The 15,658-nt window shown below is 55.3% G+C and carries 9 protein-coding genes; 2 read left to right on the top strand and 7 right to left on the bottom strand.

What is annotated here, in order from left to right; translation table 11 throughout:
• Positions 1-56: 56 nt before the first annotated feature.
• The 7 genes from narI to putA form a co-directional block, all read right to left on the bottom strand.
• A complete protein-coding gene (gene narI / locus A6A26_RS17710) occupies positions 57-734 on the bottom strand; it encodes a respiratory nitrate reductase subunit gamma (protein ID WP_063879948.1) in 678 nt (225 codons plus the stop codon).
• Entirely contained in the window at positions 734-1,423 is a 690-nt protein-coding gene (narJ, locus tag A6A26_RS17705) for a nitrate reductase molybdenum cofactor assembly chaperone (protein WP_063879947.1), read from the bottom strand. The genes narI and narJ overlap by 1 nt, the downstream gene beginning before the upstream one ends.
• The gene (narH, locus tag A6A26_RS17700; protein WP_063879946.1) at positions 1,423-2,958 is read right to left on the bottom strand and encodes a nitrate reductase subunit beta; all 1,536 of its coding nucleotides are present in this window, start codon (positions 2,956-2,958) and stop codon (positions 1,423-1,425) included. Before narH ends, narJ begins: the two co-directional genes overlap by 1 nt.
• Positions 2,955-6,692 carry a nitrate reductase subunit alpha gene (locus A6A26_RS17695; RefSeq protein ID WP_063879945.1) on the bottom strand — a complete coding sequence of 1,246 codons (3,738 nt, stop codon included), beginning with the start codon at positions 6,690-6,692 and terminating at the stop codon, positions 2,955-2,957. The genes narH and A6A26_RS17695 overlap by 4 nt, the downstream gene beginning before the upstream one ends.
• A 78-nt stretch (positions 6,693-6,770) precedes the next feature.
• A complete protein-coding gene (locus A6A26_RS17690) occupies positions 6,771-8,132 on the bottom strand; it encodes a NarK family nitrate/nitrite MFS transporter (RefSeq protein ID WP_244181341.1) in 1,362 nt (453 codons plus the stop codon).
• Between the two features lie 269 nt (positions 8,133-8,401).
• Positions 8,402-8,701, bottom strand: coding sequence for a hypothetical protein (locus A6A26_RS17685; RefSeq protein ID WP_063879944.1), 300 nt, complete (start codon positions 8,699-8,701; stop codon positions 8,402-8,404).
• 43 nt (positions 8,702-8,744) lie between these two features.
• On the bottom strand, positions 8,745-12,689 hold the full coding sequence (putA, locus tag A6A26_RS17680; protein WP_063879943.1) for a trifunctional transcriptional regulator/proline dehydrogenase/L-glutamate gamma-semialdehyde dehydrogenase: 3,945 nt from the start codon (positions 12,687-12,689) through the stop codon (positions 8,745-8,747).
• Positions 12,690-13,131: 442 nt separating this feature from the next.
• Between putA and putP the strand changes: the two genes are divergently transcribed.
• The gene (gene putP / locus A6A26_RS17675; protein ID WP_063879942.1) at positions 13,132-14,616 is read left to right on the top strand and encodes a sodium/proline symporter PutP; all 1,485 of its coding nucleotides are present in this window, start codon (positions 13,132-13,134) and stop codon (positions 14,614-14,616) included.
• Positions 14,617-14,807: 191 nt separating this feature from the next.
• Entirely contained in the window at positions 14,808-15,635 is an 828-nt protein-coding gene (gene efeU, locus A6A26_RS17670; protein ID WP_063879941.1) for an iron uptake transporter permease EfeU, read from the top strand.
• Positions 15,636-15,658: the final 23 nt, after the last annotated feature.

The raw sequence follows: 15,658 nt of genomic DNA, 5'->3' as shown, positions 1-15,658 counted from the left end.
TTTGAAAAAGAGACATGAACCCGGCCAGCGATGAGGTGGCCGGGTTCACGTCCGTCTTATTTACGTGCGCGTACCACCTGATAGCGACGCGTGAGATACTCAACTGGCGCGCTCCAGACGTGCACAAGACGGGTAAACGGGAAGACCAGAAAAATCGTCATGCCCAGAATCAAGTGAACACGATAAATCCACTCAACGCCGTCAAGCCACTGGGCAGCATTGCCCTGGAATGTCACCACCGCCTGCGCCCAGCCGACCAGTTTCATCATGCCAAGGCCGTCCATGTGCTGCAGCGAAAAGATGATGGAAATCAGCCCCAGGGAAACCTGCACCACAAGAATACCCATAATCACAATGTCGGCGCGCGTCGAGGTCGCCCGGATGCGTGGATTGAGCAGCCGTCTTTTCAGCAACAGAAAGCCGCCAACCAGCGTCATCAAGCCAAAGACGCCACCGGCCATCATCGCGAGTTTCTGCTTGGTGGCAATCGACAGAAAGGGTTCGTACATCCAGTGCGGCGTCAGCAGGCCGAACAGATGCCCAAATAAGATCCCAATAATGCCGATGTGAAAGACGTTGGACGTAAAGCGCATGCCCTTTTTGTCCAGCATCTGGCTGGATGAGGCGCGCCAGGTATACTGTCCGTAGTCATAGCGCAGCCAACTGCCTACCAGGAAAACCGTTCCGCACAGGTAGGGATAGATATCAAAAAATAACACGTCCAGGTAGTGCATTATCGTGCACCTCCAGAGGTCAGTTCAAGATACTGCGGACGGCTGTCCTGACTGAAACGGCGTTGATGCTGTTGCCGTTCAGAACGATCGCAGGCTTTATCATCGATGAACTTAATTTGTTCTTCTTCCCATACCGCATCTATCGCTTCGCGCGTGTCATCGCGCGGCTCGGTGGCAACCTGCCGGGCAACGCTCTCACTGTGCAGCGGGCTACGCGCGAGGTTGAGAAGGGCGTCAAACAGCTGGCTAAACTCACTGCCGCGCGCTTTCAGTCGTCCGCCCAGCAGGGCCAGAATTGGAGCGATATCCTCCAGGCCCTGACGCGCCGCTTTCTCATCCTGTTGACTCAGGTACTCCAGATAGAGCGGCAGATGATCGGGCAACTCCCGGCAGTGGAGTTCCAGACCAGCCTGCTCATACTGAGCAAGCAGATCCACCATCGCCTGACCGCGATCGCGCGATTCAGCATGAACATGTTCGAACAGCAGAAGCGATGTTGCCCGCCCGCGTTCAAACAGGGCGCACCAGTCGCTCTGCTTATCCAGCGGTGCTGCCGTCAGATAATGCTGGGTAAAGGACGAAAGTGCAGGATAGTGCTGCGCGATCAGTGCATGCACCTCATCCTGGTGCTGCCACAGCGATTCATCCGGGTATTCAAGCAACATGCCAATAAGTTTCAGGATATCCATCATTCCCCTCCCGCTTTATTACCGATATCAATGGCATCAATGCGGCGGCTGTTAAACAAATTGAACTGAGTATCACTGCCGTGGCAACCGTCACCAAAACTGAAGCCGCAGCCGTTGCGTTCCGGAAAGGCATCCCGGGCCAGTTCGCGATGACTGGAGGGGATAACAAAGCGGTCTTCATAGTTGGCAATGGCCAGATAACGGTACATCTCTTCTGCCTGCTGCATACTCAGGCCCACTTCTTCAAGCGCGCGCGTGTCCGTCACGCCGTCAACGGTCTGCGAGCGTTTGTAATGGCGCATTGCGATCATCCGTTTCAGCGCGCGTAATACTGGCGCGGTATCGCCCGCCGTCAGCAGGTTAGCGAGGTATTGCACAGGTATCCGCAGGCTTTCCACATTGGGTAAAACGCTGGCATCCGCTTCGAGCAGACCGGCATCAGCCACCGACTGAACGGGTGACAGCGGCGGCACATACCAGACCATCGGCAAGGTGCGGTATTCCGGGTGAAGCGGCAGGGCCAGCTTCCAGTCCATTGCCATTTTCCAGACTGGTGAAGCCTGGGCGGCGTCGATCACGCTTTGCGGAATGTCCTGACGTAAGGCTTCCTCAATCACGGCGGGATCGTTCGGGTCAAGGAAGATGTCGCACTGGCGCTGGTACAGGTCGTGCTCATTTTCCGTGCTGGCGGCATCGGCAATCTTATCGGCGTCGTAGAGCAGCACGCCCAGATAACGAATGCGGCCCACGCAGGTTTCAGAGCAGACGGTCGGCATGCCTGACTCAATGCGGGGATAGCAGAAAATACACTTCTCTGACTTGCCGCTCTTCCAGTTGAAATAGATCTTTTTGTAGGGACAGCCGCTAATGCATAAACGCCAGCCCCGGCATTTATCCTGATCGATCAACACAATGCCGTCTTCTTCACGCTTATAGATCGCGCCACTGGGGCAGGTGGCTGCACAGCCTGGGTTCAGGCAGTGTTCGCACAGGCGCGGCAGATACATCATGAACGTGTTTTCAAACTGGCCATACATCTCTTTCTGCATGGCATCGAAGTTTTTATCGGCACTGCGTTTGCTGAACTCCCCACCCAGCAGCTCTTCCCAGTTAGGGCCGCCGACGATTTTATCCATCCGTTCGCCGCTGATCAGCGACCGTGGACGGGCGGTCGGCTGACTGTTACCTGCTTTAGCGGTATGCAGGTGTTGGTAGTCATAGGTAAAGGGCTCGTAATAATCATCAATGCCCGGCACCACGGGATTGGCGAAAATTTTAGTCAGCACGGTGCTGCGGCTCCCCAGACGTGGCGTCAGTTGGCCGTTGATTTTGCGTATCCAACCGCCTTTCCATTTCTCCTGGTCTTCCCAGGCCTGGGGATAACCTATGCCGGGTTTGGTCTCGACATTGTTAAACCAGGCATATTCCATGCCTTCACGCCCGGTCCAGACGTTTTTACAGGTCACCGAACAGGTGTGGCAGCCAATACATTTATCCAGATTCAGTACCATTCCGACCTGTGAGCGAATCTTCATTTTGCTGCCTCCTGAATCTGATCCCGGCCTTCATCATCCAGCCAGTTAACCTGTTTCATTTTGCGCACCAGGATGAACTCATCCCGGTTGGAACCGACCGTGCCGTAGTAGTTGAAGCCATAGGCCAACTGGGCATATCCACCGATCATGTGAGTCGGTTTAGGACAGGCGCGGGTCACCGAGTTATGGATACCGCCGCGCATGCCTGTTACTTCAGAACCAGGAATGTTCATCAGTCGCTCCTGGGCGTGATACATCATGGTCATGCCGGCAGGTACGCGCTGGCTGACAACGGCACGGGCCGTTAAGGCACCGTTGGCGTTGAACACTTCAATCCAGTCGTTATCTTCGATGCCCAGTTCCTGCGCATCGGCTTCGCTCATCCACACAATCGGTCCGCCACGGGACAGCGTCAGCATCAGCAGGTTGTCACTGTAAGTCGAGTGAATGCCCCATTTCTGGTGCGGCGTCAGGAAGTTAAGGGCTTTTTCCGGAAAGCCGTTGGACGGGATATGTTTTAGTCCTTCCAGACTGCGGGTATCAACCGGTGGACGATAAACCACCAGGCTTTCACCGAACGCCCGCATCCAGGGGTGATCCTGATAGAGCTGCTGACGACCGCTCAGGGTGCGCCAGGGAATCAGCTCATGGACGTTGGTATAACCGGCGTTATAAGAGACATGCTCATCTTCAAGCCCGGACCAGGTGGGGCTGGAAATGATCTTGCGCGGTTGCGCCTGGATATCCCGGAAGCGGATTTTTTCCTCTTCTTTGTTGCGGGCCAGATGGGCATGTTCCCGGCCGGTGAATTCGCTCAGCGCATTCCAGGCTTTGACCGCGACCTGACCATTGGTTTCCGGGGCCAGCGTTAAAATCATCTCAGCAGCGTCAATGGCGCTGTTGATCTGCGGCTGTCCTTTGGCCGGACCGTCCGCTTTCACGTAATTGAGTTTGCGCAGCAGTTCGACCTCTTTATCGGTATTCCAACTGATGCCTTTCCCCCCATTGCCCAGTTTTTCCAGCAGCGGCCCGACAGAGGTGAAGCGCTCATAGGTGGCCGGATAATCACGCTTAACGGTCACGATATGCGGCGCGGTTTTACCCGGAATCAGGTCGCACTGGCCTTTTTTCCAGTCACAGATATCGCCGGTCTGCGCCAGTTCGGCGGGCGAGTCATGCTGAACAGGCTGGAGCACCACATCGGTTTCCTCACCCAGGTGGCCCTGACAGAGTGCCGAGAAGGTTTTAGCGAGGCCTTTATAAATATCCCAGTCGCTTTTTGATTCCCAGGCCGGGTCGACTGCCGCAGAAAGCGGATGGATGAAGGGATGCATGTCAGAGGTGTTCATGTCATCTTTTTCATACCAGGTCGCCGTGGGCAGCACAATATCCGAGAACAGGCAGGTGCTGGACATCCTGAAGTCGAGGGTCACCAGCAGGTCGAGCTTGCCCTCCAGCGCCTCGGTCTGCCACTCCACGTCCTCTGGCATCAGCGCCGGATCATCCACTGGCTGGCCCTGAATACCGCTATCGGTGCCCAGTAAATAGCGCAGCATATACTCATGGCCTTTGCCGGATGAGCCAAGCAGGTTGGATCGCCAGATAAACATATTGCGTGGATGGTTGGTGCCGCTGTCGGGTTGCTCACTGGCCATACGAACGGTACCGGCTTTCAACGCCTGAGCGGTCCAGGCTTCTGGCGTCATGTTGGCCTGGCGGGCCTGGGCGCAGATCTCCAGTGGGTTGACGTTAAGCTGTGGCGAGGAAGGCAGCCAGCCCATGCGTTCTGCCCGAACGTTAAAGTCCAGCAGGTGACCGGTGTAATCGTGTGGATTGGCCAGCGGTGACAGAATGGATTTGACCTGCAATTTCTCAAATCGCCACTGGCTGGCATGATTGTAGAAAAACGAAGTGCTGTTCATATGGCGAGGAGGGCGATTCCAGTCCAGCGCAAACGCCAGCGGGGCCCAGCCTGTCTGAGGACGCAATTTTTCCTGACCGACATAGTGCGCCCATCCGCCGCCGCTCTGACCAACACAACCGCAGAACACCAGCATGTTGATCATCGCCCGATAGCTCATATCCATGTGATACCAGTGATTAATACCGGCACCGAGAATGATCATGGAACGGCCGTGGGTTTTATGGGCAGTCTCGGCGAATTCCCGGGCGATCTTTTCGATCTGGCTGCGTGGCACGCCACAGATCTGTTCCGCCCAGGCTGGCGAATAGGCACGAATATCGCTGTAATCCTGTGCGCAGTTGCTGTCATCCAGCTGACGATCGATGCCATAGTTCGCCAGGGTCAGGTCATAAACCGATGCAACGGGCACCCGGCTGCCGTCCGCCAGCGTCAGCATTTTCACCGGCAGTTTATGCAGCAGGATGTCGTCCTGCTTAACATGGCGGAACTGTGGGTTTTCCAGTCCACCGAAGTAAGGGAACGCCACGTCCACCAGCGCATCGTTCTGATCGATGAGGCTGAGTGCCAGTTGGGTGGCGGAGCCATTCGCTTTTTGCTCCAGGTTCCATTTCCCTTTTTCACCCCAACGGAAACCTATCGAGCCGTTAGGCACCACCAGTTCGCCATCGGCATTGCAGGCCACGGTTTTCCATTGTGGATTGTTTTCTTCACCCAGATTGTCCATCAGGTCAGCGGCACGGAGCTGGCGGCCCGGCGCATAACTGCCGTCTTCACGGGCTTCAAGCACGACCAGCATCGGCATGTCGGTGTACTGACGGGCATAGTTCAGGAAGTAATCACTGGGATTTTTCAGGTGGAATTCATTGAGGATCACATGCCCCATCGCCATGGCCAGGGCGCTGTCGGTGCCCTGTTTCGGGGCCAGCCATTGATCGCTCAGTTTTGCGACCTCGGCGTAGTCCGGTGTGATGGCGACGGTTTTCGTTCCTTTGTAGCGCACCTCGGTAAAGAAGTGCGCATCGGGCGTACGCGTTTGCGGTACGTTTGAACCCCAGGCAATGATGTAGCCCGCGTTGTACCAGTCAGCGGATTCCGGCACATCCGTCTGTTCGCCCCAGGTCATGGGCGAGGCCGGGGGCAGGTCACAGTACCAGTCGTAAAAGCTCAGACAGGTGCCGCCGATTAACGACAGATAGCGCGTACCCGCCGCATAGGACACCATCGACATCGCCGGGATAGGGGAGAAGCCAGCAACGCGGTCGGGGCCATAGCGTTTAATGGTCCAGATGTTGGCTGCCGCAATCAGCTGATTCATCTCCTGCCAGTTGGCCCGCACGAAGCCGCCATGGCCGCGCTGCGATTTGTACTGACGCGATTTTTCCGCGTCAGACATCAACGCATCCCATGCCGCAACCGGATCGCGGTTCTCACGCAGTGCTTCACGCCACAGCTCAAGCAGGGCTTTTCGCACCAGAGGATATTTCAGGCGGTTGGCGCTGTAGAGATACCATGAATAGCTGGCACCACGCGGACAGCCGCGAGGCTCATGGTTAGGCAGGTCTGGGCGAGTGCGAGGGTAATCCGTCTGCTGGGTTTCCCAGGTGACGAGACCGTTTTTAACATAGATTTTCCAGCTACAGGAGCCAGTACAGTTCACGCCATGGGTTGAACGGACAATTTTGTCGTACTGCCAGCGCTGACGATAACCGTCTTCCCAGTCACGGTTGTTGTGATAAACCTGCCCATGGCCATCGGCGAAACTTTCACCTTTTTGTTTGAAATAGCGAAAACGGTCAAGAAGTTTACTCATAACACTTCTCCAGTCGGGTCAACGACCCGTTGAATTCAACTCAATCATGAGCTGATGTGTGAATAATAATCGGGTGAATTAATCGCTGGTTTTCTTACCACGACCATATAAAAGCCAGGCCACGAGCAGGCAGACGATGTAGAAAAGCAAAAACACAATCATGGCGGCGGCGGGCGTACCTGTAATGGCCAGCGAACTGCCAAAGGCTTTGGGGATAAAGAAACCGCCGATGGCGCCCAGTGCCGAGATAAAACCCAGCGCCGCCGCCGTATCGGTCACGGCGGCATGCTGTGCGGCGTCCAGACTGTGGCCTTGTGCCAGCATTTTGCTTTGCGTTAGCTGGCGGAAAATCACCGCTATCATTTGATAGGTGGAGCCACTGCCCAGCCCGGCGGTCAGGAACAGCCCCATAAACACCAGGTAGAAACCCAGGAACGAGCCGCTGCCGCTGCCGGGTAAGGTGAGGAACAGCAGGGCGGAAAACATCACCATCAGCATAAAATTAATGATGGTCACTTTTACGCCGCCGAGCTTATCGGAGATCATCCCGCCCCCCGACCGGGCCAGTGCGCCAAGCAGCGGGCCAAAAAAGGCGAAATGCGTGATATCCACCGCTGGGAACTGGGTTTTCGCCAACACGGCAAAGCCCGCGGAAAAACCAATAAACGAGCCAAAGGTGGCAAGATAAAGCATGCCCATGATCCAGACGTGGGCATTTTTCAACACCGGCAACTGGTCACGAAGTGACGAACGCATTCCGGCAATGTCATTCATGCCAAACCAGGCGGCAATAGCGGTCAGCGCCAGTAGCGGCACCCAAATCCAGGCCGCGTTTGCCAGCCAGATGGCTGATCCTTCGCCGTGGGGAACGCCGTGGGATAAAAACGGAACAAAAATGATAAAAGGGGCAACGAGTTGCATCACGCTGACGCCTAAGTTACCCAAGCCGCCATTGATGCCCAGCGCCGAACCCTGCTGACGTTTAGGGAAGAACAGGCTGATATTACCCATGCTGGACGCGAAGTTCGCCCCCGCCAGTCCGCACAGCAGCGCAATAATGATGAAGACCGCATAGGGCGTTTGCGGGTTTTGCACAGCGAACCCAAGCCAGACACAGGGGACGATCAGGATAGCGGTACTGAACGTGGTCCAGACACGGCCGCCTAAAATGGGCACGATAAAGGAGTAGGGAATGCGGAAAAGGGCACCCGACAGCGCCGGAAGTGCGGTTAATAAAAAGAGCTGTTCAATGGTGAAATGAAAACCCACCTGATTCAGATAAACCGAAACGGCGCTGAACAACATCCACACACAAAATGCCAGCAGCAACGCTGAAACCGAAATCCATAAATTTCGACGAGCAATATGCTGCCCGCGCCGTTGCCAGAAATCAGAATCTTCAGGATGCCATTCCCGTAATAGCCTTTCTTTTTTATTCACAATGTACTCCGGGTCAGGATAAACGTTACGCGCAGGCAGGCGTGAAGGCATCTGCCTGCATTGAGGGCAAAGGTGATGAAATGTCAATTAACGTAAATTTTGCTGGTTAAATTATGATTAAGTTTCGGTTGTGGATTTTGATAAATATCAAGAACATCCCCAAATACGCCTAAAGGGGTAGAAGGCTGGCTAAAATAAGGATTAACAAAATTGTATTAATAATGGGATATTGAAATTTTAAATAAAATTACTGCCTTTAAATCAGGTTATTAGATTGGGCTTGTTTTGACAGGATGGAATAAGGTGTTAGTGCCACTAATAAGTTTCTGTCGCATTGTCGTGCGCCAGTCATCAGCAGAAAAGGGCTGAGAATAGCGCTGAGGGCGTGCGTTTTCGTTATCAACCTGACGCTTTCTGTCAACGCTTTTGACAGCATTGGTCGCTGCAATAAGGTTTTTTTTCTTTCTGGGGAAATATTCGTTTTTAACGCTGTTTTTATTTAACGATGACGGATGCCAGAAATAAATTACGCCATGTGTAAGGCGAAAAAAAAGGTTCATGCCGGGCATGAACCTTTATTCATTAGCGATCAGAGAGAAAGTCTGAAGATCGTTAGCCGATGGTCATCAGGCTGGCATTTCCACCTGCCGCCGCGGTATTCACGCTCAGCGATCGTTCAATCAGCAGGCGTTCCAGCAGCAGATTGGTTTCTCCACGGGCAAAGCCCTGCACCGATACAATGGCCCCTTCGCGCGCCGCGACCTGTTCGCACAGGCTGCGGAGCTGGTCGGCATCACCATGGTAGATCACGGCGTCAAAATGCCCAGCCAGCGGATCTTTCGCCAACGTGATACGGGCTTTCACCGCCGTCGGCAAGGTGGCGAGCACTTTGCGGTGCAGTTCATCGTCCGGCCACAGTGCCTGGCTACCGACGCTGGTCACCGCCGCCAGTTGAATCAGTGCATCTTGCTCGTTGTCCGCCAGACACAGCACCTGCTCACGCGGCAACAACAGGAAGGTATTGCGCTCACCGGTCGGGCCTGGCAGCAGACGCACGGTTCCCGCCTGGGCCAGCGCGGCATAGTGCTGGCAGAGTGAAGACAGCTGAGGTTTATCTGTTGCCCAGTCGGTCAATGCCTGATGCGGAGCCAGCAGGAGTTGACGCTGCGCATTATCGGCCGGACGTTCAGCATCCTGACGGGCGAGGGTAATGCTCAGTGCGTCATCCGGACGGTTCGCCAGCAGGCGATACAGATAAAGCGGACCACCCGCTTTCGGGCCGGTACCGGATAAACCTTCCCCGCCGAACGGTTGTACCCCGACGACCGCACCGACCATATTGCGGTTGACGTACAGGTTGCCGACTTTGGCCCCCGCCGTTACCTGCAGAATGGTTTCGTCAATGCGGGTGTGCACGCCTAAGGTCAGACCGTAACCCGATGCATTAATCTGTTCAATCAACTGCGGCAGGCTGCTGCGGGTGAAACGCACCACGTGCAGCACAGGGCCAAACACTTCCTGGGTCAGATCACTGACCTTATCCAGTTCAATCAGCGTGGGTTTAACAAAGGTGCCCGTTGCCCACTCTTTGCTGTCCTGCGGATTATCCTGCGCCGTTTGGTACACCTTAAAGCCTTTATTACGCATCGCCTGAATATGGCGCTCAATATTGGCTTTCGCTTCTTCATCGATCACCGGGCCGATGTCGGTAGACAGGCGTTCCGGGTTGCCCATACGACATTCCGCCATCGCGCCACGCAGCATTTTCAACGTATGATCCGCCACGTCTTCCTGCACACACAGCAGACGCAGGGCAGAGCAGCGTTGACCTGCACTGTCAAAGGCCGAGGCGACGATATCGATAACCACCTGTTCGGTCAGGGCGGAAGAGTCGACAATCATGGCATTCATGCCGCCGGTTTCGGCAATCAGTGGGGTAGGACGGCCTTGCGGGTCCAGCCTGCCGGCAAGGTTACGCTGCAGCAGCGTGGCGACAGCCGTGGAGCCGGTAAACATCACACCACGAATGCGTTCATCTCCGGTCAGTTGCGCACCCACGGTTTCGCCCAGGCCCGGCAGTAGTTGCAGTACGCCAGCCGGGACACCGGCGCTCAGTAAAATCTCCACGGCCTGGGCGGCGATCAGCGGTGTTTGCTCGGCAGGTTTCGCCAGTACGCTGTTCCCCGCAGCCAGTGCGGCCGCGACCTGACCGGTAAAAATGGCCAGCGGGAAGTTCCACGGGCTGATACAGACCACCGGGCCTAGCGGGCGGTGCGTTTCGTTGTCAAAATCATGGCGCACGATGCCAGCATAGTAATAGAGGAAATCGACGGCCTCACGCACTTCAGCAATGGCATTGCTGTAGGTTTTACCGGCTTCACGCACCAGAATGCCCAGCAATTGCTGCAGTTGACCTTCCATCAGCTGCGCGGCACGTTCAAGGATCGCCGCACGCTCCTGCGGTGGCGTAGCAAACCAGATAGGGCCGGCATTCACCGCCGCCTCAATGGCCTGCGAAACCTCCTGTTCTGAGGCGTTGCGGACCGTACCTACCACATCCGACGGTGCGGCCGGGTTGACGACATTCTGGCTTTCCCCGCTGCTCAGCGGTGCGTCGATAAGCGGTTGTGCGGCGTAAGGCTCACTGGCACCGCTCAACAGGGCGCTGGACAGCGAAGCCAGGCGATGTTCATTGGCCATATCGAGACCCGCAGAGTTCACCCGATCGCTGCCGTATAAGTCACGTGGAAGTGGAATTTTTGGATGCGGCAGGCCCAGCGTGCCTTCACTGATGCCCATTTTTTCGACCTGGGCCACCGGATCGGCCACCAGCTCGTCAATCGGCATCGTCGTATCAGCGATACGGTTAACAAACGAGGTATTCGCGCCGTTTTCCAGTAAGCGACGCACCAGATAAGCCAGTAAAGTTTCATGCGTGCCAACCGGTGCATAGATACGGCAGGGACGATTGAGTTTACCTTCTGCCACTTTGCCCACGACCTGGTCATAAAGCGGTTCGCCCATACCATGCAGACACTGGAACTCGTACTGCCCTGGGTAGTAGTTATTTCCCGCTAACTGATAGATGGCCGCCAGCGTGTGCGCATTGTGCGTGGCAAATTGCGGGTAGATCAGGTTCGGCACCGCCAGCAGTTTACGGGCGCAGGCCAGATACGAAATATCGGTGTACACCTTGCGGGTATAAACCGGATAGCCTTCCAGCCCTTCCATCTGGGCGCGTTTGATTTCGCTGTCCCAGTAGGCCCCTTTTACCAGACGGATCATCAAGCGGCGGCGGCTGCGCTGAGCAAGGTCCGTCAGTTCATCAATGACAAACGGACAACGCTTCATATAAGCCTGAATGACAAAACCAATGCCGTTCCAGCCTTCCAGCTCAGGTTCAAAACAGAGCCTTTCCAGCATATCAAGAGAAAGCTCTAAGCGGTCGGCCTCTTCAGCATCAATGTTGATACCGATATCGTAAGAGCGGGCCAGCAGGGTCAGAGACTTAAGAATCGGATACAGCTCGTCCATCACCCGGTCGTACTGGGCGCGGCTGTAGCGCGGATGCAGCGCAGACAGCTTGATCGAAATGCCCGGGCCTTCATAGATTCCACGGCCGTTCGAGGCCTTGCCAATAGCGTGAATCGCCTGCTGATAGGAAACCAGATAGGCTTTGGCATCGCTGGCGGTCAGGGCGGCTTCACCCAGCATGTCATAGGAATAGCGGAAGCCTTTCTCTTCAAGTTTGCGGGCATTCGCCAGGGCTTCGGCAATGGTCTCACCGGTCACGAACTGCTCGCCCATCAGGCGCATCGCCATATCCACGCCTTTACGGATCAGCGGCTCGCCGCTCTTACCGATAATCCGGTTGAGCGAGCGCGACAGGTTGGCTTCATTGTGGGTTGAGACCAAACGCCCCGTAAAGAGTAATCCCCACGTGGCGGCATTCACAAACAGTGACGGGCTGCGGCCAAGGTGCGACTGCCAGTTGCCGTTGCTGATTTTGTCACGGATAAGCGCATCGCGGGTCGGTTTGTCGGGAATACGTAACAAGGCTTCGGCCAGGCACATTAACGCTACGCCTTCCTGAGAGGAGAGGGAGAACTCCTGCAGCAGGCTCTGCACCATGCCAGCGCGGCCGGTTGCCCCTTTTTGGTGCCTCAGCTTGTCGGCCAGCGCGTACGCCAGCTGATGGGTTTTTTCTGCCAGCGCGGCCGGAAGACGGGCTTGCTCAAGCAACATGGGAACGGCATCGGTCTCTGGACGACGCCACGCGGCGGTCACCGCCGAGCGGGCAACCGACTGAGGCAGAATGTTTTCTGCGAATTCAAGGAAGGGCTGAACTATCTCTTCCTGGGCAAGCTCATCGGCGGCCGCATCGCTCAGCTGCAATGGAATCTCTTCCACCGTCTCACCCGCTTCTAACTGGGTCAGATAATTAAAGATCGCTTGTTTAATCAGCCAGTGCGGCGTGCGATCAATTTTCTGTGCCGCCAGTTTAATGCGGCTGCGGGTGGCTTCATCCAGCTTCACCCCCATGGTGGTTGTTCCCATGATTTTCTCTTCCTTAAAACGGTTTTGACCAGAGCATGGGCTGCACTATTACCCATGTTGCAACTTTGTGCAACCGTGTTAAATGTGACCTCAGTTGCACACTTTGAAACCCCTTTCATTATTAACATTTAAAAGCGGCACAAATCTTGCTGCAAGAAACTCGCCAATGTTGCAACCCCATTCAAGATAAAGGGTGAAAGGGATGCAAAGGTGCAACTTAATTGTGAGCGGGCGCAACCTGTGAACATTTAAAAAGGCCTGGGAGGTGAAACCAATGTGACGGATGTGTTAAATGCATTGTGTGCGCCGTGCCTTTACGGCAGGATACCGCGCCTTAAGGGAAATCGCTTTCTCTTGATGCGGTACTACCCTGACGCCGTCACGTTCCGATGGTTCAGGAAAAAGATTTCTCTTAAGAGATCGGATAATAACGGAGAAACAAATGACAGTAAGTACGCCAATGTTGGTGACCTTTTTAATTTATATCCTCGGGATGGTGCTCATCGGTTTTATCGCCTGGCGCTCAACCAAAAACTTCGACGACTATATATTGGGTGGCCGCAGTCTGGGCAGTGTCGTAACCGCGCTGTCAGCCGGTGCCTCTGATATGAGTGGATGGTTGCTGATGGGATTGCCCGGTGCCATTTTTCTTTCCGGTATCTCGGAAAGCTGGATCGCCATTGGTCTGATTATCGGGGCATGGTTTAACTGGAAAATCGTGGCGGGGCGGTTACGTGTCCAGACAGAGCACCATGATAACGCCCTGACGCTGCCAGACTTCTTTACCAGCCGCTTTGAAGATCGCAGCAAAATTTTGCGGGTGATTTCTGCGGTGGTGATCCTGGTGTTTTTCACCATCTACTGCGCGTCAGGTGTGGTTGCGGGCGCTCGCCTGTTTGAAAGTACCTTCGGGATGGATTACGCCACGGCTTTGTGGGCCGGTGCGGCCGCCACGATTCTCTATACCCTGGTGGGCGGATTCCTGGCCGTGAGTTGGACGGATACGGTCCAGGCCAGCCTGATGATTTTCGCGCTGATTCTGACGCCTGTTTTCGTGGTGATTGCCGTGGGTGGCTGGAGCGATTCCGTGGCGGTTATTCAGGCCAAAGGCGCTGAAAACCTGGATATGTTTAAAGGACTGAATGTGGTTGCCGTGCTGTCGTTATTGGGCTGGGGCCTGGGCTATTTTGGTCAGCCCCATATTCTGGCGCGTTTTATGGCGGCGGACTCACATCGATCTATTCGCACCGCGCGCCGTATCGGTATGACCTGGATGATTCTCTGTCTGGCAGGTGCGGTAGCCGTCGGTTTCTTCGGTATCGCCTATTTCCAGAACAACCCTTCTCAGGCCGCAGGCGTTTCGCAGAATGGCGAACGTGTCTTTATTGAGCTGGCGCGCATCCTGTTTAATCCCTGGATTGCGGGCATCTTACTTTCTGCGATTCTGGCGGCGGTCATGTCCACGCTCAGCTGTCAGCTGCTGGTCTGTTCCAGTGCGCTGACGGAAGATCTCTACAAAGGCTTTTTACGTAAAAATGCGAGTCAGAAAGAGCTGGTATGGGTCGGCCGTCTGATGGTGCTGTTGGTGGCATTAATTGCTATCGCACTGGCGTCTAACCCGGAGAACCGGGTTTTAGGCCTGGTCAGCTATGCATGGGCCGGATTTGGCGCGGCATTCGGGCCGGTGGTTCTGTTTGGCGTGTGCTGGAAACGTATGAACCGCAACGGTGCGCTGGCGGGCATGATTGTGGGGGCGGTAACGGTGCTGGTGTGGAAACAGTATGGCTGGCTGGGACTGTATGAAATCATTCCGGGCTTTATCTTTGCGAGTATCGCCATCGTGATCTTTAGCCTGGCGAGTCGTGAACCCTCTGCGCAGGCCGTCGAACGCTTTGAGGCTGCCGAGGCTGAATTCCTGACCAAATAAAACGCGTTACGTGTTGAAAAGCCTGCCTTATTGAGGGCGGGCTTTTTTTTGCCTGGCATTTGGCACAGACAGTTACGAAATTATTTCACCAAGGAACTTGTTTTTTTCTGAGTGGTAATGATAATCGGTATCGTTCGTTTTTACGTAAATTTACGTCTTATTGACGCTGCTTAACATTTAAGAGGTTGGCGATGTTTGTTCCTTTTCTCATCATGCTGCGTGAAGGTCTGGAGGCGGCACTTATCGTCAGCCTCATCGCCAGCTACCTGAAACGGACGCAGCGCACACAATGGTTTCCGGCCATGTGGGCGGGCGTGTTTATTGCCGCCGCGCTTTGCCTGGCGTTGGGCATCTTTATTAACCAGACCACGGGCGAGTTTCCCCAGAAACAGCAAGAGCTGTTTGAAGGTATTGTGGCGGTGGTTGCGGTCGTCATCCTGACCTCTATGGTGTTCTGGATGCGCCGGGTAGCGCGCAATATCAAACGGGAACTGGAGCAGGCGGTTGATCAGGCCTTGCAGAAATCCGCCGGGGGCGGTCTGGCGCTGGTCCTGATGGTCTTCCTGGCCGTAGCGCGAGAAGGGCTGGAATCGGTGTTCTTTTTGCTGGCCGCCTTCACGCAGGATGTGGGTTACGCACCGCCGCTGGGTGCTCTGCTTGGGTTAGCCACTGCCGTGTTGCTGGGCATGGCGATCTACTGGGGCGGCGTGCGCCTCAACATGGCGCACTTTTTCCGTTGGACCAGTATTTTCATTCTGTTCGTTGCTGCAGGGCTGGCGGCAGGCGCTATCCGCGCCTTTCATGAGGCTGGTCTGTGGAACCATTTTCAGCAGGTGGCGTTCGATATGAGTAATACCTTATCGACGCACTCGCTGTTTGGCACGCTGCTGGAGGGCATTCTGGGCTATCAGGAAGCCCCCAGCATCAGTGAGGTGGCCGTCTGGCTGCTTTATTTGATTCCCGCGTTATTACTGTTTGTTATGCCTGCACGCGCTGAACCCTCAGCCGCTGCGCGCTAACGCGTTTACCTGGCGCGTTCGCC

It is taken from the genome of Pantoea sp. OXWO6B1 (assembly GCF_001641135.1).
Classification (GTDB): Bacteria; Pseudomonadota; Gammaproteobacteria; order Enterobacterales; family Enterobacteriaceae; genus Pantoea; species Pantoea allii.
Note: the sequence above shows the minus strand (reverse complement) of the source record. Positions and strands in the feature narration are given on the sequence as shown.

What these genes read in the sequence shown, in the direction of transcription:
- narI (WP_063879948.1), bottom strand. Translation starts at nt 734, where the DNA reads ATGCACTACCTGGACGTGTTATTTTTTGATATCTATCCCTACCTGTGC.
- narJ (WP_063879947.1), bottom strand. Translation starts at nt 1,423, where the DNA reads ATGGATATCCTGAAACTTATTGGCATGTTGCTTGAATACCCGGATGAA.
- narH (WP_063879946.1), bottom strand. Translation starts at nt 2,958, where the DNA reads ATGAAGATTCGCTCACAGGTCGGAATGGTACTGAATCTGGATAAATGT.
- A6A26_RS17695 (WP_063879945.1), bottom strand. Translation starts at nt 6,692, where the DNA reads ATGAGTAAACTTCTTGACCGTTTTCGCTATTTCAAACAAAAAGGTGAA.
- A6A26_RS17685 (WP_063879944.1), bottom strand. Translation starts at nt 8,701, where the DNA reads ATGCCCGGCATGAACCTTTTTTTTCGCCTTACACATGGCGTAATTTAT.
- putA (WP_063879943.1), bottom strand. Translation starts at nt 12,689, where the DNA reads ATGGGAACAACCACCATGGGGGTGAAGCTGGATGAAGCCACCCGCAGC.
- putP (WP_063879942.1), top strand. Translation starts at nt 13,132, where the DNA reads ATGACAGTAAGTACGCCAATGTTGGTGACCTTTTTAATTTATATCCTC.
- efeU (WP_063879941.1), top strand. Translation starts at nt 14,808, where the DNA reads ATGTTTGTTCCTTTTCTCATCATGCTGCGTGAAGGTCTGGAGGCGGCA.